The following is a 22071-nucleotide window of genomic DNA, read 5'->3' as shown; positions in this document are numbered from 1 at the left end:
TCGGCCCAATAACCGGCGAGGCCGATTCAGAGCACCCCCTAGGGAAGCAAAGCAGCGAGCGCCGCGATATGCGGGGTGTCCGTGCCGCAGCAGCCGCCGAAGACGCTCGCGTTCGGCGCGAGTTCGCGCAGGCCGGCCTCGAGCGCGGCGAACGACTCGGGGCCGTCACCGGGGCCGTCGTCGCCGACGTGCGCCGCGTTCAGACGGAAGCCGATGAGGCGCTCCAGCTCCGGGCTCGCACCGCAGGCGGCCAGGCCCTCTGCCACGGCGGAGGGGTGCGCGCAGTTCACCAGAAAACCAATCGCGGCGGATCCCGTCGCGCCGTCAACCGCGCCGATGGCGGCGGCGAGCGTGCTGCCATCGGCGAGCAGCCCATCCTCGCCCACCACGAACGACACCGCCACAGGCATCCGGGCGGCCTGCGCAGCACGCACCACGCCGATGCCCTCGGCCGCGTCGAGCGTGGTTACCGCGGTGATCCGATCCGCTCCGGCCTCGGCGAGTGCGTTCACCTGAGGCGCGTGATATGCCTCGGCCTCGGCCTCGGTCATGCGCCGCCCCTCGATGTAGTGGTCATCGAAGCGCGGGCCGACACAGCCGTTCACCACCACCTCGATCGACTCGTCGCCCTCGTCCTCGTCGAGTTCGCGCAGCAGCGCTACGGCGTCGGCGTTCAGGGCGTCGAGGGCCCGCTGTTCGTAGCCCAGGCGCTCACCTCAGTCGGTGTTGGCGCGCCAGGTGGGGGTGTCGAGCACGAGCGGGCGCCCGTGTTCGATCGCGAGCCGCAGAAACGGGCGGTAGTACTCGCGGAGCGCTTCGCGCCCCTCCACAGTGTCGAGCAGCGTGAATGCCGCGAACTCGGGCAGTCGTTGCCCCAGCCTGTCAGTCAGTGCCGTCTCGATCCCGCCGTCGGCCAGGCCGAGCTGCATTGCTCCGCTCGTCGTGGTGGTGCTCGTCATGCTGGTACTCCTCACGGGGCCGTTCCGAACGACCCTCTCCGGTAGTCTCGGCTCCAGTCTGGCATAAGCTCACCGCGGTTTAGTGCTCGCTACAGCAGTCGGCGGATCCCCTCCCGGCGGGCGTCGAAGCCGCGCACCCGCTCCAGGTGGCGATCCATTACACCCGAATCCCGCAGCGCGAGCGTGCCGGGGTCGCCACGCTCGATACCGGCACGCCAGCGCTGCGCGATGAGCTCCATGCGCGCATCGACAGCGTCGAGCAGCTCGCCCGGCGCGATCCCGCCATAGGCCTCTGCGGCGAGCGCAACCCTGCGTGCCGCTTCGGCGACGGGGATTTCGCGCAGCAGCGGCACCCCTGACCAGCAGAGAAAGGCGAGGTCGTCGATGGGGCGACCTGGGCCGGCGCGATCCCAGTCGATCATGCCCGCGAAGGTGCCGCCCGCAACCACCCAGTTGTAGAGGCCGGGATCGTTGTGGCAGATCAGCTCGTCGGGGCGCAGATCTTGCGTGCCTTGCCGCCACTCCAGCGGACCTGGGCGAAAGTCGCTCACAGCGTCGTGGAAACGTCGCATCCAGGCGGCGGCCCCGGTGAGCGCCTGCTCGCCTGGCTGCTCGGTTTCGGGGTTGAGTGTCTCCCCTGGCAGGTAGTCGAGCACTTCGAGCCCATCGGCGTCGAAGCCGTGCACCTGGGGCACGCCGTCGAGGTCGCGTGCGTGCAGGTGTGCGATCAGGGCGTGCACGGCAGGGGTCCAAGGGCCCGTGGGACGGTGCACACGGATCTCGCCGCTGGGCGTGCTCCGACGCCAGACGCCACCGGATCCGCCGGGAAGATGTTCGTTTTCCACGCCCCGACTCTACTGCCGCAGACCGCGCAGTTCGATTGGTGCCGTGTGCAACGGCGGTTCTCCGTGCACCTGCACGTGCAGGCGCTGCATGCGGGTGTCGAGTTCGGCTGCGGTGTCGGCGGCGTGTTTGAGCTCTGCAAGCAGGGCGTCGGGCACGCGGCGAGCGTACTTGTAGTAGATCTTGTGCTCGAGGCTCGCCCAGAAATCCATGGCGACGGTGCGGAACTGCACTTCGACGGGAACGTCCACCCTGCCCGTCGAGAGGTAAACAGGCACTGAGATAATCGCGTGCAGGCTCTTATAGCCGTTGGGCTTGGGGTGCTTGATGAAGTCTTCAACTTCGAGCACGGTGATGTCGTCCTGCTGGGTGAGCAGGTCGAAGAGCCGGTATACGTCGCGGATGAAGGCGCAGGTGACGCGCACGCCGGCGATGTCGTGGATTTCGCGACGGATCTCGTCGAAGTCGCTGCCGAGGCCGCGGCGCTGCAGTTTGTCGACGAGGCTGTCGACAGACTTCACCCGGCTCGAGACGTGCTCGATGGGGTTGTACTCGTGCATGTGCAGGAATTCCTCGCGCAGGATCGCGAGCTTGGTCTCGACCTCCTGCATGGCGAAGCGGTATTCGAGGAGGAAGCGCTGCATCTGATCGCCGAGGGCTCGCAGTGCGCTGGCGGAGATGGTGATCTCGTCGTCGGAGCCGTCCGATCCTGTCTCGAAACTGTCGACTGCGGCTGTGCTCATGTCGCCAGCGTAGTCGCCTCCGTTCGGATGGGGCTGAGATTGCGTCGGCGGGCCTTCCTCACCGGCGTGACCCCGCCTCGCTGATCGGGCAACACGACACCGGCACCGTCGGTCTGGGATCTGCCCAATATATGTCGTTTCCCGCGGGATCGGGCATATCTTCGGCAGATCCCATATCGACAGCCGCGGCCGGGTCGCCTCAGCCGCCCAGGAAGGTGCGCAGCGCCGTGACGACCTCGTCGGGCTTCTCCGAGTGCACCCAGTGGCCGGCGCCACGCACCGTCATTCTGACCGTGCGCGGGAAGAGCGCGCGCATCGCCGGCGCATCCTCGTCGGAGACGTAGCTGGAGCGCTCCCCCGCGATCCACAGCACAGGCCCGGTGAATGTCAGCCCCGGCAGATCAGGGAAGCCCATCACTGCCGGAAGCTGCTCGCGCAGCAGCCGCAGGTTCGGCTCCCACTCGAAACCGTGCTCTCCGCGGCGTAGGTTCTGCAGCAGGAAGCCGCGCACGCCGCTCTCGGGAATCGCAGCCTTGAGGGCCTCATCCGCGTCCGAGCGCCGCGTCACCGATCCGAGGTCGAGGCCGGCGAGGGCCTCGAGCAGGTGACGAAACTCGCCGCGCGAGGATCCTGAGGCGACCGGCGAGATGTCGATCACCACGAGTCGGCGCACCAACTCGGGGTGGCGCAGCGCGAGCACCATCGCCACTTTGCCGCCCATCGAGTGCCCCACGACATCGACCTGCCCGTCGGCGGCGAACCCTGCACGCAAATGCTCTGCAACGAGATCGGCGATCTCGACGTAGTCGAAGGCCTCGGTCCAGGCCGAGCGGCCGTGGTTGGGCAGGTCGACGAGCAGGCTCTGCGCCTCCGGTTCGAGCCCCGTCGCGATGCGCATGAGGTTCTTGCCACGCCCGAAGAGGCCGTGCAGGAACACCACGCGGTGCGGCGCGGCCTCACCCACCACGACGGAGTGCACGGAGGGGCTGGTCTGGTCGATCACCCCTCCACGCTACCGCTCAGGCGGCGTCGCAGGAGAACGACCACATCACGCCGTAACGGTCGAACACTTGACCGTACCAATCGCCCCAGGGAGCCTGCTCGAACGGCATGCCCACGGTGCCGCCGCCGTCGAGGAACTTCTGGATGAAGGCACGCGCCTCATCGGGGGTGTCGGTGGTGTAGAGCATCGAGTAGGCGGATCCGCGCACGGGATAGTCGGTGCCGTCGTCCATGGAGTCACCGCCGGCGATCACTCCGGCACCATCGGGCAGCACGAGCGTCGAGTGGGCGACCGACTTGGGATCGGGCGTGAACGGCATCCCCTCCATCGGGGGCATGTCACCGTACCTCATGATCTGCAGCTCACCGCCCAAGATCTCGTGCCAGTGCTGCATCGCCTCACCTGTGGTGCCGGGCAGTGCGATGTACGTTGCGAGGGTGTGCGGCATGGTCTGCTCCTTTGCGCGGGGTGACGATCACCCCAGTATGCGCCTACCTGGCGCGACGCAAAAGCCCCTGGCAGCTATGCCCCGTCGTGCTCGGCGCGAAAGACGTGCACGAGGGCGTTCGCGTGCCCGTGGCCCATGCCCTGCTCTTTCAGAAACGCGACCTGCTCCATGTGCTTTTCGCCCGCATGGGGTCGCAGCAGAGCGATCCACTCGTCGATCGATCGACCGTACTTCGCTTCGATCGACGGAAAGTACGACTTCGGTCCCTGTGTTGGCTCCGCCATCTGGTGCTCCTTCTGTTGTGGCTCCACACTAGGAGGATGCAGCACGACACGCTAGACACCGCGAGATCCGCCGTCGCCGACTTCAGCGCCTCAGCAGAGTGGGTGAGCACCGTCGTAGCGGGCATCGTCGCACCCGACTGGGCCGCTCCGGGCCTGGGCACCTGGGATCTGCGCGCCCTCGTGGGGCACACGAGTCGCGCGCTCCTCACCGTTGAGCAGTACCTCGACAGGCCGGCGCAGCGGGCGGAGATCACCAGCCCGGCCGATTACTTCAGGCGCGCCGGTATCGCGACTGGTGCAGATCCGAACCAGGTGCACGCGCGCGGCGTGGCCGCGGGCGACGCGCTCGGCGATGATCCAGTCGCGGCATTCTCGCGGATCGCGGATCGGGTGACCGGCCTGGTGCGCGAGGCCGGAAACCCCGTGATCACCTGCATCGTTGGCGGGATCCGCCTCAGCGACTACCTCCCCACGCGCACCTTTGAGCTGGTGGTGCACGGGATGGATATCGCAACGGCAACGGGGGTGCACTCCGGCCCTCCCACCCGTGTGCTGGAGCGCACGGTCGCGCTTGCCGCTGAACTCGCCGTGGCAGCCGGCGACGGGCCGCAGCTGCTTGCTGCCCTCACGGGACGGGGCACCCTCTCCCCCGGATTCTCAGTGCTCGGCTAGCGAGGTCAGCCCTCTGACATGCCGTCCACAATGATGTGCAGATTCGACTCGCTCAGAGCCAGCACGTGCTCCCCCGGCAACAGCGTGTCGAGACTGTCGAGGAACTCGCGGATCTCGCGGTTGTCCTCCGCGTCGGCGACCTCGATCACCACCCCACCGGCATCGGAGTTGACGGGGATGTAGGCGTACACGTAGCCGCCCTGCTCCTCCATCCGCACATTGCTGGTGTATTCAACACCACCGAGCGTCACAGGCTCCGCACCAGACTTCGGCCAGTTCGTCCACAGCAGCGCAGCGACCACCACTGCCGCGAGCACCGCCGCAGCGGCGATCCACACCGCCCTGCGCCTGGGTCGGGAAGACCGTCTCGGCCGGAGGGACCGCCGAGTGCGCGGCCCCTCCGCCTCCGGCTGCGTAGAGCTGGGCTGACCCGACTGACCCGGCTGATCCGGCTGCTCCTTCACCGCGTTCCCCTCCATCAGGCCGCCTCGCTTCCGCGCTTGCTTCGCTGACGCCGCACACCAATGAGCACCACGAGCCCGCCGAGCGCAAGCACCAGCGCGCCGAAGGCGAGGATCGACTGAGAACCCGTCAGCGCCAGAGCCGGCTTCGGCACCGCCGCAAACGGGAACTCGAGCGTGAGGTCGTCGCGGCTGGCCGAAAGATCGACCTTGCCGTCCTCATCGAGTTCGGAGATCTGCGCGCTCGCGGAGACCACACGCCCCTCTTCCAGGCCGGCCACGAGACTGCCACGGCTCAGCCGGTAGCCCTGGGGCTCGCCGACAGTAGTGCGGTACTCCCTCGGCTGCAGGAAGGCGTCCGACTCCTCGTCATAGCTCGTCGGGTACACCTCGAACTCGTAGCGGCCGGCGTCGTCGGTGAGCTGGGTCGCATGCCCGCGGGCATCCTCCGCAACCCGCCACTCGCCGTCGATCCGCTCCCACAGCGTCACCAGCTGGCCGGGCAACGGGGGCTCGGAAGACCGCTGGCGGCCGTCCTCATCGGTGTCATCCCAAACCGTTCCACCGATGAGCACCTCGTGATCGTAAACCTTCAGACCGACATCCATAGCGCGATCATCACGCACACTCGCAACATCGACCACACCGCCGTTCTGATCCGCAATCGCGAAGGAACGAGTGACGCCGGTGTAACGCGTGCCGAAATCAGGCTCAGCGGGGCTGATATCGCTGTCGATCGCCGGGTCATCGCCAACGTTCATCGGCGACCACACGTGGTACCCCTCACGCTCAACGGTGACGCGGTACTCGCGCGGTGCGAGGAATCCGGGCTCGTGCTCCTCATAGTGAGTCGGACTCACCTCGAAGGCGTACACCCCGTCGGCGCCCGTCTGCACGCTGCTGTTCCCGGCAAGATCCGCAATCTCCTGCCACTCGCCATCGATCAGCTCCCACAGCACCGCCGTGCGGCCCGCAACACCTGCTTCGCCGGCATCCTGCAGACCGTTGAGATCAGCATCGTCCCACACCCGGCCGCCGATGACCACCGAGGTGGGGTACACCGCGAAGCCAGCATCAGCGGTCAGCACATCATGCGCAGTCGCGAGATCAACGCCGTCAACGCCGAACTCGACCAGGCTGATCGGATCGGTCAGCACGTAGCTGAAGGGCTTGTCGATCGCAATGCCATCGACATCCGCGGCGCCCGCGTAGAAGAAGGCATTGCCGATCTCCACGAGACGCATATTCGCAGGAGCCTCGACGAGCACACGGTACTCCTCGGCCTCACGATAGTGCGGAGAAGCCTTGTCGAGATCCGCCACCTCAACCGCGAAGCGGTACTCGCCGTTGGCGTCCGTGACCGTTGACGACGATGTGCCAGCCCCCTGCGAGGCCTCCCAGAGGCCGGTGTCGCGGTTCAGCTTGAAGAGCTTCACGGTGAGCCCGCCGAGGCCCGGCTCACCGGCCGACTGCACACCGTCGCGATCACGGTCATCGAAGACGGTGTCGCCGATCACCCGAACCGAATCATGCACCACGACGCCGCCGTCGACAAGCTCGGTGCTCGCCGCCGTGTCGTAAAGCGCATAGCCGTTCGCGTCGGCCGCAACGAGCGTGACCTCCTCGGAAACCGCGGTGTGGCGGGGATCCTGCACAGCGTGGCTGTATCGAGGAGCACCCGCAAGCTCCAGGTTCGCGAACTTCGACTCCGTCACCACGCCGTCGACGACCGTCGGCGAAAGCGTCTGCCGCGAGCTCAGATTGAACTCAACCGCGTACACGTACGGCGTCTGATAGCCGGGGCTTGCGGGGTCAGTGTCTGCAACCTTCGCGGTGAACTCGTAGGCACCGTCGGCGCCGGTGCGCGTGCGCTCGACGGGCACCAACGCACCCGCGACCACCCGATTCAGCACCACGTCGACACCCTTGAGACCGGGTTCACCGGTATCCTGCACGCCGTCGCCGTCGCGATCATGCCAGATGCGATCGCCGATCGTCACCTCGGTCTCGAACTCGGTGAGGCCGAGATCGACGTGCTCAGCCGGCACCCCGGTGAAGGTATCGATCGGCAGCAGCTGACCCTGCTGCAGCTTTCCGAGGATACGCGTATCCGAGACCGCCGAGTTGGCGATGGTTCGCGCATCGTGCACGAAGTCGTTGTCGCGCGCCGGATCAGCACCGACATGCAGCTTCGTCACAGCCTGCCACAGCGGGATCTCGGAAACCCGCACCCGATACTCGTAGGGCACCCGCTGCACCGAATCAATGATGTGCAGCTTGTCGAAGGAATACGAGGAAACCGCGGTACTGCGGATCGGGCGATCCGTGCTCTGCGCCGCTGCCGGCTCGATCATGAACCCCTGCGCGTCCTGCTTGGCTTCCACCCAGGCACCCTGGTGCAGCACCTCGAGCGTCGCCGTGTAGCGCTTCTCGGCCTTCGCGGCGTCGTTCTTCACGCCGTCCCCGTCGGTGTCGATGAACACCTCCCCAGACAGCGTCGAGCGCGCGTGCGCGACCAGGCCGAGATCGACGGTGTTGTCGTTGACGCCGTACATCACGCCCGTCGCCTCATCGAAGTCGCCGATGCTGACGAGGTAGTCGCCCACCTTCGCGTTGCGGTGCATCGTGCCATTCGGGAAGAAGTCCGAGTCGAACTCAGCGGCATCGGCCGCCGAACCCTGATGGGCGAGCGCGAAGGTGTAGCCGTCGACGAGCCGATCGACCACCACCTGGTACTTCGTCTCGACAGGCTCGCCAGCCTCGAAGATCGAGCTCGGCACCTTCGTGAAGTAGTAATAGCCGTCGGCGTTCGACACCGTGGACTGCGTGAAGCCGGTGCGGGTCCACTCCCCTCCGCTGGGACGCACGTACTGCTGCAGGGAGAGCGCCTGGCCCGCAATGCCCGGCTCGCCGTCATCCTGCACGCCATCACGGTTGAGATCGTCCCAAACCCGGTTGCCGATCACACCTGAGGTCGACTTCTCGTAGAAACCGATACTCACCGACTCGCGATCGGCGAAGCCCGAGGCGAAGAGCCCTTCGAGATCGAACCGCAGCGTGTTGGTCTTGACGACCTTCGTCCCCTTCTCGGTCAAGCCGTCATTGTCGTTCGCTTCGGTGAAGGGGTCGATGTGATGCACGAACGGCGAAACCACCCACTCGGGGTTGAAGCCGTCGTTACGGTCGGTCACCTCGATGTAGTACTCGCGGTCGACAGGCAATACGTCAAAGGCGTACTTGCCCTGCGCGTCGGTCACAGCGACCATCGGCTTCCCGTAGGCGTCGACGGCGGTCTCACCGTTCATGCGCTTCAGGTACACGTGGTAGCCGGCGATGCCGGGCTCGGCCGGTCCCGCCTGGTAGCCATCGAGGGAGTCGATGCCTTCCTGGAACACCATGCCGCCGACGCGCAGTGTCTCGGCGACGCCGAAATCGAAGCTCATGCGCTCGGCATCACTGGTGGAGCTGTCTACCCTGGCCGCCTCGCTGATCGTCCTCAGTGCTGAGTTGTCGACCGGAGCCGGCACATCGAGTGTCTTGCCCGGCGCGTAAACCTGCACGCCCGCGCGCTTGAACACCTCCGTCGTCGTGGCCGAGAACGAGTCGTAGGCCTTCGGGAACTCGAGCATCACACGATAGTCGCCCGGCTGAATGTTCGAGAAGGTGTAATAGCCGTGATTGCCGTTGTAGTCGGTCTCCGTGAGCGTTGTCAGCGGGCCCGCCGAGCGGATCGGCTGCAGGAAGACCTCGTCGAGCACCGACTTGCCCGTGGCCTCGTCGACGACCTCCCACTGGTTCCCCACCTGATGAATGGGGTTGCCCAGCGCGTCGACGTTGTAGCCCTTCGGGGTCAGCAGGCTGACGCGAACACCGTTGATGCCCGGGTCGTCGATCTTGCCGTCGAAATTGAGATCCTTCGACGGTTTGAGCAGCGTGCGGCCGTTGCCGTCAACGAAGGGGTCGCCCTCGTCTTGGACGCCGTTGTAGTTCACGTCGTGCCACACGTAGTTGCCGAGGTAGACGTGATCCCGCTTCTCGGTAACGAAGGAGCCGGCAAGGTTCGATTCCTGCGGGATGAAGCGGCTCACGCGCTGCGTCGCCATGAAGGAGTTCCAGAGCGCCGCGTTCGGCTTGCGCTCGGCATCGTCGAACTGTTCGAGGTAGGCCGGGGCGTTGAGCGGAGCCTTCATCTGGTAGGTGAACTTGAGCTTGCTCTGACCGGGCAGCTGCTCGGTCGGGTTGTTGAAGAGCACGAGGAGGGTCTTGGCCCGCTTCAGCAGCTCGGGATCGGCCTTGAGCTCATCAAGCTTCACGAAGTGGCGGTCGCGCACCGTGGAGGCCGCACCCGGGGTGCCGAGGGAGTCGTAGAACGACTCGGTTACGGCATCGGCGTGCGGCACCATCGCGGCGTCGACGATCTTGCCGCCCTGCTTCGTGAAGGGACCGACGTAGACCGTGTACTCGTTGGGTTGGTACGTCTTCTTCTCGGCACCCTCGCGCTCCAACTTCATCCCGTCGCTGCGCAGCCACGCCGAATACTGCGAGCCTCGCTGCAGAGTTGCGTTGCCGATGGAGGTGTCGCCGGAGAATGGCAGCACGTCGTACAGGATCGGATAGGGGTAGGCCCGGTCTCCCGATTCCTTCGAGTTGTCAACGGACACCTCGAAGGAGAAGTCGCCGCCCTCGCGCACCGGGGTCATCTCCGGCGCCACGGTGCCTGCCCGGTTCAGATCGGAGTAGGCGATCTTGCGCTTACCGAAGTTGTCGTAGGTCTCGTACTGGAACAGGGTGCGCTCCGAGAACACGAGCCTGTCGTTCATCAGGCTGTTCTTGTTGAAGTCGGTGAAGTCGGTCGAGTAGCCCAAGCGGTTGCCCGAGTTCTGCTGCGAGTTCAGCGGGTAGAGCAGACCGGTGCTGTTGGTGACCACCGCACGCGATTTCAGGTCTTCTGCTTCGGCTCCCGGCGAGTAGGCGTCGACAGCCCCGATGAACTCGACCACGATCTTGTCACCGGGGTAGACATTGCCCTCGAACCAGATCGACACGACGTTGCGGTCGAAGCCAGGCCACGGTCCCGCGTAGAGATCGGTGTACTTCAAGTGCGAATCAGGGCTCGCCTCGCTGCCGTCTGCGCGCACCAGCTTCCAGGTCCAGAGGTTCTTCTCCTTACCCGTCAGCGAGTAGCGCGAACGGTGCTCGTTGCTGAGCGGGTGCTCGGGAGTGATCTGGTCAGCGGGCACATAGGTGAACGCGCCTCCCGACTCCATCACCGTCGGCAACTGGAACGTCACGAAGGGGTCGACGAGGGTGTCTTCGGAGTAGGTGTTGTCCTCATCGCGCGACCACATGGTGTCGTCGGCGTTGATGAACTCGCCCGTGAACTTCAGGTGCGGCGACGATTTCGGCGCGATGGCCATGATGTCGGACCAGCCGAAACGCTCGGTCGCGGGGCGGGACGAATCGCTGCGGTAGTAGAGCGCGTCGTACTTCACATTGACGACGGGGCGCGACGGTGTGAGGTAGGAGCGGGTCTGGCTCTGGGCGAGCTTCGACACACTCGTGCTCACATAGTTGCCCCACGCCTGTGCGGTACCGAAGATGAACAGCGTCGATTTCGCCGTCGACGAAGCGCGCAGCCCCACCCGCACGGCATTGTCGGTCACCGAGGCGGGGTACTGGGTGATGCTCTGGTTGGTGGGATCAGTGTCGAGCACCGACTGCTTGCCCGCGGCAACGGGGTCGGCGTCGATGTCAAGACGCAGGCCCTGCGGCACCAGGTAGCGTTCCGGCTGAAGCGCCTTCACCACCACGCGGAACTTCTTGACATCGGTGCGCTCAGCACTGGTGTTCAAGGTCAGCTTCTCATTGCTGAGAATCGAGCTGCCACCGGGGTTGAGCAGTTTCCAGTCGCCGCCCTCGTAGCCGTTCTCTGCGAGTTCATGAGACACGTAGACGTAGCTGCGGAAGGCATCATCGACGTCGGTGCCGTCGGCGGCGAGGTGATCCAGCGTCGCCTGTGGCAGCTCCCACGCACCCGAGGTCAGGTACATCGTTGTCGTCGTCAGCGGCAGTCCGCTGACGGAGACGGTGGTGTCGTTGGTCTTGTGCGTGGGAAGTATGTTCTCCACGACAAACTCCTTCAGACCCGAACCCGAGTTCTTCGCGTGGGTCACGAGGTACTCGACCGTGTCTGAGGAGTTGAAGTAGTTGTCGCCGGACATGCCGTTGGAGTAGGCGATGCGGGGGCGCGTCGTGTTCACACGCACCTCTGCGCGAGGCTTCATGATCTCAACCTGCGCCGCATCGGTAGCGTAGCGTCCGGCCATGTCGCCATTGCCGTCGATGTCGACGGCAGCGCCCGTATCGGAGGCGTAGCTGTGGTAGCCCATCGATGCCGCGGACTGCACGATGAAGTCTTCGGGTCGCTGCGTCGAGGAGCCGTCGGTCGGGATCAGGCTCGTGTCGTCGGTAATGAGCGACACGTATGAGTCGACGATGAGATCCGGGGTCTTCCAGGTGGGATCCTCGGACACTTCGTTGTCTTCGTAGCCGGCCACGAGCTGCACCTGGGTGAACAGCTTGAAGCTCTGGCCCGACTGCAATTCGCCGCGGGTGCCGCGCTCGTTCGCGGGAGGGGTCACTAGCCACTGGATGCGATTGCGGTGCTCGCCCACCTTCACCACGGCGGGAGTCACCCGTTCAACGGTGTAGCCCATCGCTTCGAAGGCAGCGCGGTCGTAGATTTCGTTGCCGATCTGCAGACGCACCTCCCCCGTCGCCTCAGCGAACTCGATGACGTGCTGCGTGACCACGAAGCGGGAGTTGTGCACATCGCCGGCGGTCTTGATCATCTCGTAGGGATTGACGTTCGGGTCGGGAGCGTTCGTCACCTGGGTCGTGTACCAGTACTTGCCTGCGGCGTCGACCTTGATACTCTCCGCCTCAGAAGCACCTGGATAGGCGACGACCTTGGTCACATTCGTGATGGAGGGCTTCCGCAGGTTCAGAAGGGTGCCGCCGTAGGCACCGAACTTGGCGTGCTTGTCGTTCGGCAGTTCGGGGCTGAAGGTGTCGCCTGGTTCCGTCCACGGGACATTACTGTTGAGCGAAATCGCAGTGGATCCCTGGTAGCTCTTCGTCGCAGCAATGAGGCGTTCCGTCACCTTCAGCACACCCATGTTGGTGTTCCAGGTGCTCGTCGTGTCTCGTCTGTTGCGATCGTTCGCGGTGATGGTCAGGCCGTTCGACGACTTTACATAGGGGTAGCCGGTGGCCTGGTCTCGCTCCGTGAGCGAGGTTGGGGAGCCTGTGGTGTACCTGCCCGAAACGACCGGGTTGAACACCGGGCGCTCGGTGTTTGCGAAGGTGAGCACCTCCTGGTACCGGCTGTCGTCCGTGTCGGGGCCAAAGGTCGGGGTGTCGATGGTCACCACGCGCGGCGAGATCACGAGCGACTGGCCGTAGGCCACGTCGGCTGCGCGATCCTGATTGACGGTGAAGTGCAGCACGAATCGCTTGCCGACAGTGCTCTCCACGATCTCCACGCGCACATCGAAGAACTCGGTGACGGGCTTTCGCAATGTTGATGAGCGGTAGCTGATGTCGTTCACAGTGGCCGTGAACTTGACGTTTTGCTGCTCGTCGAGGTCGCGATAGTAGCGGCCATAGGAGCCGTCCTCGAGTACCGGTGCCACGCCGTAGGGCAGGGCGATGGTGACGGTCGGCTCGAACCATGAGCCGCGAGCGCCACCGATGGTCTGCGGCGCATACCGCCAGATGTCGTCATTGAGGTTGTCACCCGAGTAGTAGTTGTAACCACTGTTCACCCGGTTGTACTCTCCCAGCCCCTCCAGCTGCTGGTTCTCCACGGTCGAGTGGAGCGTGAACTCCTCGTAGAGATCGACGCTGAAATCCTGAATCGTTGGATCGATGCCGCTGGCGTACTGATCCTTCTCCGGCTTGCTCCATACGCGAAGCGTCGGCTTGCGCATCGCGATCTGGTCACCGGTGACGATGGCGGGCTTGCCACCCGAGGTCGTCGTGGTGCCTTGCGCGTTGATGCCGCGAATGTAGGCACCCCACGGCTCAACGGCAAAGTAGGAGGTGTAGCTACCGAAGTAGTACGCGAGATCGTTGACCTCGATGCCCTGTGCCATGCCGTCATTGGGGTAGCGCCAGGTGTTGTTCTGGTTGATGCCGGCGCTGAAGCCCCCGTAGGTGGCGCCGTAGATCTCGAGGTACTCCTCCTCCTTGATCGAGGTGAGCGTGAACTGGTCGTGCCAGTACGAGACACCGGAAAGGCGTGTGGCGTCAGCGACTGTGGCCGGCGGGCGCTCCTCGTACACGCGCACCCCGATCTCGACGCGCTGGTACTTGTCGTTGGTGCTCGAACTGGGCGCGTTGAACATGCCTGTGAGCGGCGTCGCGACCTTCACCCGCACCACATACGGCACACCGTCATCGAGCGTCGCGGCGGAATACGATCCGGCCTCCTGCGACTGTGCCGGTGCACGATATCCCTGGTCGTTCTCGGGGGTCTGGATCACCTCGAAGGTGCTCGGAATCGAGTTCCCGTTTCCGTCGGCCGCGGTGATGCCAATCGGGGTGGTGCCGTCCTCCTCGTATGGTGTGATGCCCAGCGGGAGGATCTCGGTGTACTCGAGGCCGCTCTCGACAGCACGGTCGCCGAGGTTCGCGGCGTGGAGCCGCACCGTGAAACGCTCGTGGAGTTCCACGGCGTAGGTGTACGGGTCGTCGACGTAGGGAGTGTAGCCGAGCCGTTCGCGGTTGTACGAGTTGAGGGTGCCGTCGTGCTCGTAGAAGTTCGCGGGATCGGTGCCGTACGCTTTTCGTTTCACAGCAGGAACCATCTCGCTCGCGCCATACAGCCAGGCGCGGCTCAACTGCATGCCGTCTTGCGCCCACAGAATGCGCTCGTCAGCTTGCACCGCCCCGTCGTTGACGCGCCCCTTCGCGGCGTATCGGAAGTTGTCTTCCAGATCGGCTGCCGCGAAGGTGAGGTAGAGGTCGTTCTTGTATGTGTCGTTGCCTGAGGCATACCCCTCACGCAGGTAGGCGGGGTGCGACTTCTGCTTGTTCGCGGTCTCGTCGTAGAAGGTGCTTTGCAGGTTCGAACCGGAGGAGTTGTTCGGGTGGCGGCGCTGCCCATTCGAGCCGGGCTGCCACGAGAAGGAGTTCGACAGGAACTCGAGTTCGGTCAGCTCTGCGGGGCGCTCGCCAGTGATACCGGCGTCGTGCAGCAGCGACGCCATATCCATGGAGGTGTTCATCGCGGAGTTCGCGACGGGCACGTTGCTCGCGTACCAGCCGAAGAGCGGCGCAAACACGGGGGTGCCATCGGCGTAGTCGGCTCGGGGCAGCGGGATGTCGGTGCGCACCCGCGAGGGGTAGATAATCTCGATCTGCTCGCCGCGGCCCAGGGTTTCGTCCTGGAACTCGTAGCTGAACACCTGGAAGTCGATCTGGTCGGCGGGGTTCGCGGTGGTGTTCAGCGGTTCGGCGTTCGAGAGCAATCCCCAGCCGTTGTTGTGTCCCGCTTTGTTGAAGGTCTGGGAGCCGGCGATGTCAAGCCCCTTGGCCGATCGCACGGTGACCTTCGGCGGGGTGAACGCCCGCGACTGGCCGGCTTCGGTGCGCACCACGATCTGCAGCGCACCGGCGTCGATCGCCGCCTGCACGTCGAGTTCGCCGCCGCTCACGTACTGCGAGAGCCCGGTTTGCAGGTACTGCGGCAGCTTGTCGTAGATGACGGGGCGCCGCAGCGGCGCCTTGCCGTACGGAGTGTCCGTAGCCGTGCCCTGCCTGGTCGTGTGGTTCTTCGCGGTCAGCTTGTAGAACACCGCGTCTCCCGCGACGTACTCGCTCTTGCCGATCTTCGAACCGACATAGCTGGCTTCCGCCTCAGCGGCGGTGCCGAAGGATTGGATGTTGAACTCGACACCGGGGATCGCCTTGTATACCCGCTGATTCGCCGAGGCGAGGTAGGTGTACGAGCCGACGGGCTGCCACTGGTCATCCTGGTGGGTGAGCGTGGTGCGCGCCTGTGAGGTGATGACATATGACTTCGTGGTCGCCGCTCCCGCGGTGCGCCAGTGGCCGATGCCGGGGATCGTGAAGGGCACTGCCTCGAAGACGGTGCCGGTGGCCGGGTTCATGGCTGGCACGGTGCCGTAGGAGACGCGCAGTTCGTTGATCGCAGCCATCGAGTGCACGGCAGAATCGAAGTCGGCCACGGGCACCCAGGCATTGCCGTGTTTGAAGAACACCTTTGGCTCCGCGACGCCAGTCTCGCTCGCGCCGAAGGTTCCGGTGAAGCCCGCGGGGTACTGCGGCTTCGGGAACGCGGTGAGCTCGAATGCGCCGAGCGCACCTGCGTCGAGCGTGATGTTCAGATCGAGGTCGGTGTTGTTGTGCAGGATCTCGTTGCGGATGTTCTTGACGGTGAGCGTCATCGTCTCACCCGAGACGTTCTCCTGGTCGAATCGGCTCTCGATGACGAGCTGGTTCGGGTCGGAATAGCGGTAGAGGTGGTTCTGCACCTGACCCAGGGACTCCGCAAAGCTGTCGCCGTCGTAGTTCTTCGTGGTGGTGGTGCCGGTGATGCGGGTGCCGTTCACGCCGGTGCTGTCGTAGCTCATGAAGTGGTGCGTGTAGGCGGGGCGCGCATAGGCATTCCACTGCGGGGTTTTCGCCTGCGTGGCGCCGAGCCCGGGCCCGAAGTCGTTCACCGCGGTGAACTCCACGTAGAAGAACACCGATTCGCGATCGTTGAGGGTGACGTCGAACGACACGTCGGCGCGCTTGGTGTTGGGCGTGGCGATCGTCACAGCACCCGGGGCCACCTCTACTGCGGCGTTGGGGCTTTCCAGGAGGCGGGCCGCACGGTTGGGGTCGCCTCGCATGAAGTCGGAGCTCGCCTGCACATCCGAGATCTTGAGCCCTGCGGGTGCTTCGATGTGCGCGATGGGGCGGAAGACGGGAAGCGCGCCCGGCGCATCATCGCCTGCGGCCGCCTTTCCGACGTTTCGCAGCTCGTAGAGCACTTTCGTGGTGTCGCCGACTGCCATATTGCGGTAGTCGATCTGCGCGCCCGTGTCGGCGTCGTAGAAGAGTGCGGGATCCGCTGCTCGTTCGAAGTTCTGCTGCAAATGCACAGCGTGCGTTTCCATGCTCGCAACGCGGGTGAAGAGGCGCGGTGCCGCCTGCCCCGACGCGCTCGAGAGCGTGTATGTGGGCTTGTCGCTGTTGTTCGTGCCGCCCGCTGAGACGGAGATCGTGTTGTACGAGGTCACCACGGCGTTCGTGTTGAACGTGGTGTGGTACATGAGAGTTTCGGTGGCACCCTTGGTGCGGTCGGTAGCGAACGATGGCTTCGACTGCCAGCTCGCGCCGCCGGCCTCCTCGTCAACCCAGACGCCGGCGAGGAAGACATCGCCGCCCTCTCGCATCTTCGTGGGCAGCGGATCAGCGGAGGCCGCCCGGGTGATCGATCCCCACAGCCCTACTGATGCGTCCCTCGGCACGAACTTCACCGCGATGTTGTCGAGGTGCTGCTTGCGCAGCGTGGCGGTGCCGCCGAGCACCACGGGCACGTCTTGTGTGGTGAGCGTGCCGTCGTCGAACAGCGGTTGCAGTTTGAAGACGTGGAATCCGTCGCCCCGGTCAGTGAAGTCAGCCAGGTCGAGAGTGACGTGCTTCGTGCCCTGCGAAACCACCACCGACTGCACAGACCAGTCCCCCGCGAAGATGTCGGAGGGGATCTCGATGGCGCGCGTGCGGAACGCGGCATCGGGGCGCACGTTGATGACGGCGTCCTTGATGTCGGCTTCGGAGCTGTTCTCAATGCCGACAGCAACCCGCGTGGTGTTGGGGTCGACACCGTTGGCTGCGTAGTCGTAGACCTTGGTGGCACCGTCGTTGAACACCATGCTGAGCTTTGCGCCGAGCTTCGGCGTGTAGCCGGTGAGGGTTGCGCTCGTGGTGCTCATGAGGGTCTTCGTGCCCGTATCGCCGGGCACGCGGTACAACTTGGTGGTGCCGCGCAGCGCCTTGTTGCCGTTCACGACGCCGCCGACGCGCACATCGACCTCGGCGAGCGATGCACCCAGGGTGTCAGGGGTGGCGCCCGCGATTTCCGCGGTGCGCTCGCCGAATCCTGCCACCTTCGAGAAGATCGCCTCGAAGCGTTTCGGGTGGCCGCCTTCTGCGCCGAAGGAGACCGTGAAGGTGCCGTCTCCGTCGTCGTGGATCCCGCGCGGCTGGGTGTTGTCGTAGTCGAAGCGCGCTGCCGCAGACAGCGGTGCGTCGAAGCGGATCTCGACAGCGTTGCCCTGCGCGTCGAATGCGCGCACCCCTGTCAGGTACTGAAGCGTCGTTGAGGCGGCAACGGTGAAGTACTTCGCTTCGAGGTTGTAGACGGGGTCTTCTTTCGGGTTCGCCGGATAGGTGAACTCGTAGATCATCTCGTCGTGGAAGGAGGCCGGATCATAGCTGCAGAGCCATTCGTCGGCTTCGGTAGCGGCAGGAACGTGCACATCGGGACCGTGCCCGAGGCAGTAGGACCTGCTGGGCTGATACGTGTTCACATTGCGGATGCTCGCGAGATACTCGCCGATCCGCCCCATCGGAATCACTTTGTCAGGCAGCGAGGTGTTGTCGTTGGCACCCGTGCTCGTCTCGGCCATGGGGTAGGCGACAAGGGAGTTCACTGAGTGCGTGGCTGTGCGGGTGAGCACTGTTTTCAGGCCCATACGGTCGGTGGAGGTGAGCACCGTGGGCTTCTTGCCCGTGACTGAAGAGGAGTGGAAACGACCCATGTACTCGACGACGTCGTTGTTGACGCCTGCCATCTGCGGCGCGGCGCTGTTGCTGTCGCGTGTGAACTGCAGATTCACTTCTACTCGCGACACCGGGGCCTCGGGTCGCACGTCTGCGTCCCAGGCTTCCTTGTAGTAGGGGTGCTCCGCAACACCCTGCCACTGTCCGTAGCTCGCGAAGAGCTGGTCGTCGGCCATGTCGGGGCGCGCGGTGTTGATTCGCCAGAATCGTGACCCCTCCTGGCTGTTTTCCACCCACGCGCTGCCGGGAACCGTCTTCCAGAGCTGTTCCTTTCCACCCACCATGCGGTAGATCTTCACGGTGTCGATGTAGGGGCGCATCTCATCGCGGATCTTGAGGTAGTACAGGTCGAAGTGCTCGAAGGGCATGTTGACGTCGAGGCTGACGCGCTGGTTGTTGTTGTCGTAGGTGGCGGTGGGCCTGGTGATCGTCGAGGTGAATCCGCCCAGCGACTTGTACCCCTGATCGAGCGTGTAGTCGTGGATCACGCAGGTGTAGCTGTCGCAGCTCCAGGGGCGGTAGATCTCCATCGAATAGGTATTGCCGGCGCCGAGCCCGCGGGTGACCTGGTTGACGCCCTCGATCTGCACCCCGGTCTTGGTCTCGCGCACCGTGATCTGGTTGTTCTTCGTGGCGGTCTTCTCAACGGAGTAGGGAGGTTCCTGCGTGCCGGTGAACGTGGCGCGAACTGTCTGCGAGGAGCCCATCTCGATGTCGGCGTCGTAGTCGACGATGGCTATGGTTTGCAGCCCCTTCAGGCTGAGATTCTTTCCCGAGATGATGATCTTGGCGATGTTGCTGAGCGTCACCTCGCCCGAGGCGACCTCGGCCTGGGTGAAGGACTGCTTGGTGCCGGCAGCATCCACGAAGATGATGCGAACATCGGAGGCATTGTCGAGGTAGGCACTCTGCAGTGCGATTTTCGAGAAGACGAGTGAGCCTGTCTTCGTCGCCTTCAGCATGTCGATGACGTACTCCGAGGAAGGAGAGTTCACTCCCAGCGTGTCGAGCTTGTACTCGACCCCGAAGCGAGACTCGTAGCCCACGTGGGTGGTGTTCTGAGTTTTGCTCGCACCGTACACGCCCACCACGTCAACAGCCGGGATGAGCTCGTTAGGCAGCTGAATATCGATTGTGCCGGTGGCCTGTCGCTTCGTGTTCTTGTCGTAGGGCTTCGGCTGGTAGGTGCGGATCTCGGCCGTCACGAGGTGCTGCTTGTCGAGCTTCTCACCGACCCGTGCCTCGACTGACGCGAAGTTCACCGCCCCGTTCGAACCGAGCTTGTCGGTCTCGATGAGCACCTTCGCCACTCCTGCCGGCAGAGCGACGCGCAAATCTCCGCTTCCGGTGTACTGGCTCAGATCGAGCACCCCGGTTTTGCCGTCGAGGGTTTCGTAGCTGGCCCTGACGTTCTCTGCCTGGGCGAAGAGCGCCTCCTTGAGGATCAGTTCGGCGTCTTTGAGTCGTTCCGCTCCGCTGTTGAGCACCAGCGTGGTGGTGGAGTTCGCTGCGACAGTGTCGTTCACGCCAAACAGGAAATCGATCGTGCTCTTCGCGTTCCAAGGCACCGTCGCACGGGGCCCCTTTCCGTCGATGCTGATCTGAATGCTGGGCACTACCTCTTTCGGGTAGATCACGTTGAAACTCACGTCGCGCTTCGCCGTGTGCTCGACCTCGGTGTAGGTGGTGTTCTCGCCGAAGTCGTCGTTGCTCGCGATCTTCTCGATGTAGACGACGGTGGCCTCTGAGTTCATAGGGCCGACGCGATACGGCTCACCGAAGATTTTGATGGTGACGGGCAGGCTGGCGCCCGGGTTCACGCGGCCGGTGAGGCTGAACGACAGTTTGCGGTCCCAGTCGAGGCTGTTCAGCTCGGACAGGTCGAAGGTGAGGGTGACGATGCCGGTGTCGGCCTCGTCGCGCAGTGTCGGCTGCAGGGTCTTGGTGACCTTCTCGCCGGTCTTCTTGTCGGTGTAGGAGTAGACGATTTTGGCGTTCTCGAAGCGTTTCTCGGCCTTGTCAAACTCGTAGCTGACCCTGTCGATAGCGAAGTCGGGGTCGACGCCGTAGGTGATCCGCGGATCGAACACCGGGGCGTTCGAAGCGCTCTTGAGATCCGCGATCTCGTTGTAGGTCTCGTATCCGTACACGACGTCGTTCTGCTTCGTCGTGTGCGAGAAGGTGAAGTCGTAGCTGGGCGCGACGATCTCTCGCTCGACAAGCCGAGTCTTTGCCCAGTTTGCGGTCTTCGCGAACAGCACGTTCGTGATGGCGGTGACCTTGAACTTCGTTGGCGGGCTCGGGAAGCCCTGCCGGCTCAGCGGCAGCGAGATGAGGTACTTCCGCGCGCTGGGCCCCTGTGCCCCGTCGGGGGTGATCGGCTGCTTGTTCGCGCCGTGCTCGCGGTCGATGGAGATCATGCCCGTGCCCGAGTAGGTGTAGGGGATCTCTTCGGTGAGCTCACTCTCGCCATCCCAGTCGGTGACATCGTAGATGAGGATGCCGCCCTCGCCCGGCACACCGATGAACTGCCCCGAGGTGTAGTTGCGGTCGGGGTTGGGCGTCGGCGCTCCACCCTCGTTGTGCACCCACCTGTTGATATCGAAGGGGATGATGCCGTTGACACTGCTGGCGGTGGAGTCAATGTCGAAGGTGACCGAATAGCCGTCGATGTTCGCGGCGGGATTGGTCGAGGTGTTCGAAAGCGAGTACATGTACTCGATGTACTGGTAGCGATCCCAGATCGGCACCAGGTCGGGTCCGCCGCCGGGCACATACGACTCGATGGCGGTCTCCCACTTCAGGTCAGAGGAGATCACCGACACCCGCGACTCGTCGTCGAGATCGTGCGGGGTGCTCCACGACGAGCCCTCGACACGGTTGAACATGTCGTAGGAGACTGATCCGTTCACCTCGAAGGTCGTGCCCTCCGGCACGCCTCCGTAGGGGCCTTCGGTGCCGTCGTTGTAGGTGGTGAGGAAGATATCGAAGGCGGGGTTCGTGCCGGCACCGAGGTCGCCGTCGTACTCCATGATGAGGGTACCGCCGCGCATCGTCGTGTCGGAGATGACGTTCCAGCCACCACCGGCGCTCACGCGGCCCTGCACGCCGAGCTTGCTGGGCTCGCGATCCCGAGGCAGCACCCGGTACTCGCCGGTGGCCTCGTCGTATTCGAGCGACGGCAGGTGGATCATCACCCGGACGCCGCTGGCAGCGCCCGATGCCCATCCAGGCACGAGGCGGTAGTTCAGTCGCGTCTCCGTACCCGTCGAGAGCACGCTGGCCTTCGGGTTGAGATACCCCGGCTCGCCGGCGCTCACGGTGCCGTTGAGCGTAATGCTGGGCAGTTCGTCGGCGACGGCAGCGGGGATCGAGCTGGCCCCACCCAGCACATCCGTGAACGCCAACAGCACAGCGAGTACGCCGGTCACAGCCACTGAGAAGAGCTTCTTCAATGTATCCCCCAGCTGCGCGCGCGCAGCCTTCCCCTTTGTTCGGCCGCGCCAGCAGGCGCGCCCGAAACCCCGATCAGCGCCGCCATGCCCGGGACGCCTAGGAAATCAACGATGTCATCCCAACTGTCATCGCGATTTCGCCGCACTCATCCTATGAGAGATTTGAGCACTCCACCAACTGATTCATCGGCGCCGGCTCTGATCCTCGAATCCCGCCCCTGTAGGCCGCTTCACCGCGAGCGCGGAGCACGATCCGAAGGCCCTGGGCGAGCTGTCATTTTCCCGCCACGGCCTCTTTCGGGCGTTGCAGCCACCGAGCCGAACAAGGACGCCATGCAACATATT

General features: G+C 64.5%; 10 protein-coding genes. 1 reads left to right on the top strand and 9 read right to left on the bottom strand.

The genetic code is table 11. The annotated features are described in order from the left end of the window. Positions 1-38 precede the first annotated feature (38 nt). The 7 genes from WFL22_RS10465 to WFL22_RS10435 form a co-directional block, all read right to left on the bottom strand. Entirely contained in the window at positions 39-707 is a 669-nt protein-coding gene (locus WFL22_RS10465) for a homocysteine S-methyltransferase family protein (protein WP_336993001.1), read from the bottom strand. A 9-nt stretch (positions 708-716) separates the two neighbouring features. Continuing rightward, positions 717-959, bottom strand: coding sequence for a hypothetical protein (locus WFL22_RS10460; protein ID WP_336992715.1), 243 nt, complete (start codon positions 957-959; stop codon positions 717-719). Positions 960-1048: 89 nt separating this feature from the next. Further along, positions 1049-1804 carry a phosphotransferase gene (locus WFL22_RS10455; RefSeq protein ID WP_336992714.1) on the bottom strand — a complete coding sequence of 252 codons (756 nt, stop codon included), beginning with the start codon at positions 1802-1804 and terminating at the stop codon, positions 1049-1051. Positions 1805-1813: 9 nt separating this feature from the next. Next, complete coding sequence (locus tag WFL22_RS10450) at positions 1814-2545, bottom strand: GTP pyrophosphokinase (RefSeq protein WP_336651950.1); 732 nt, start codon at positions 2543-2545, stop codon at positions 1814-1816. 199 nt (positions 2546-2744) lie between these two features. Continuing rightward, a complete protein-coding gene (locus WFL22_RS10445; protein ID WP_336992713.1) occupies positions 2745-3548 on the bottom strand; it encodes an alpha/beta fold hydrolase in 804 nt (267 codons plus the stop codon). A gap of 16 nt (positions 3549-3564) precedes the next feature. Beyond that, positions 3565-3996, bottom strand: a complete 432-nt coding sequence (locus WFL22_RS10440) for a VOC family protein (protein ID WP_336992712.1) — start codon at positions 3994-3996, stop codon at positions 3565-3567. Positions 3997-4070: 74 nt separating this feature from the next. Then, positions 4071-4280, bottom strand: a complete 210-nt coding sequence (locus WFL22_RS10435) for a DUF4287 domain-containing protein (protein ID WP_336651952.1) — start codon at positions 4278-4280, stop codon at positions 4071-4073. 36 nt (positions 4281-4316) lie between these two features. Between WFL22_RS10435 and WFL22_RS10430 the strand changes: the two genes are divergently transcribed. Then, positions 4317-4952, top strand: coding sequence for a maleylpyruvate isomerase N-terminal domain-containing protein (locus WFL22_RS10430; RefSeq protein ID WP_336651953.1), 636 nt, complete (start codon positions 4317-4319; stop codon positions 4950-4952). Between the two features lie 5 nt (positions 4953-4957). On the opposite strand, the gene WFL22_RS10425 is transcribed toward WFL22_RS10430, so the two are convergent. Continuing rightward, positions 4958-5290, bottom strand: a complete 333-nt coding sequence (locus WFL22_RS10425; RefSeq protein WP_336651954.1) for a hypothetical protein — start codon at positions 5288-5290, stop codon at positions 4958-4960. A 140-nt stretch (positions 5291-5430) separates the two neighbouring features. Next, positions 5431-21708, bottom strand: a complete 16278-nt coding sequence (locus WFL22_RS10420) for an SdrD B-like domain-containing protein (RefSeq protein WP_336992709.1) — start codon at positions 21706-21708, stop codon at positions 5431-5433. Between the last annotated feature and the right edge of the window lie 363 nt (positions 21709-22071).

The sequence above is a fragment of the Leucobacter sp. VD1 genome, from assembly GCF_037150695.1.
GTDB lineage: Bacteria > Actinomycetota > Actinomycetes > Actinomycetales > Microbacteriaceae > Leucobacter.
The sequence above is the reverse complement of the archived record's forward strand: the minus strand, read 5'-3'. Positions and strand labels throughout refer to the sequence as shown.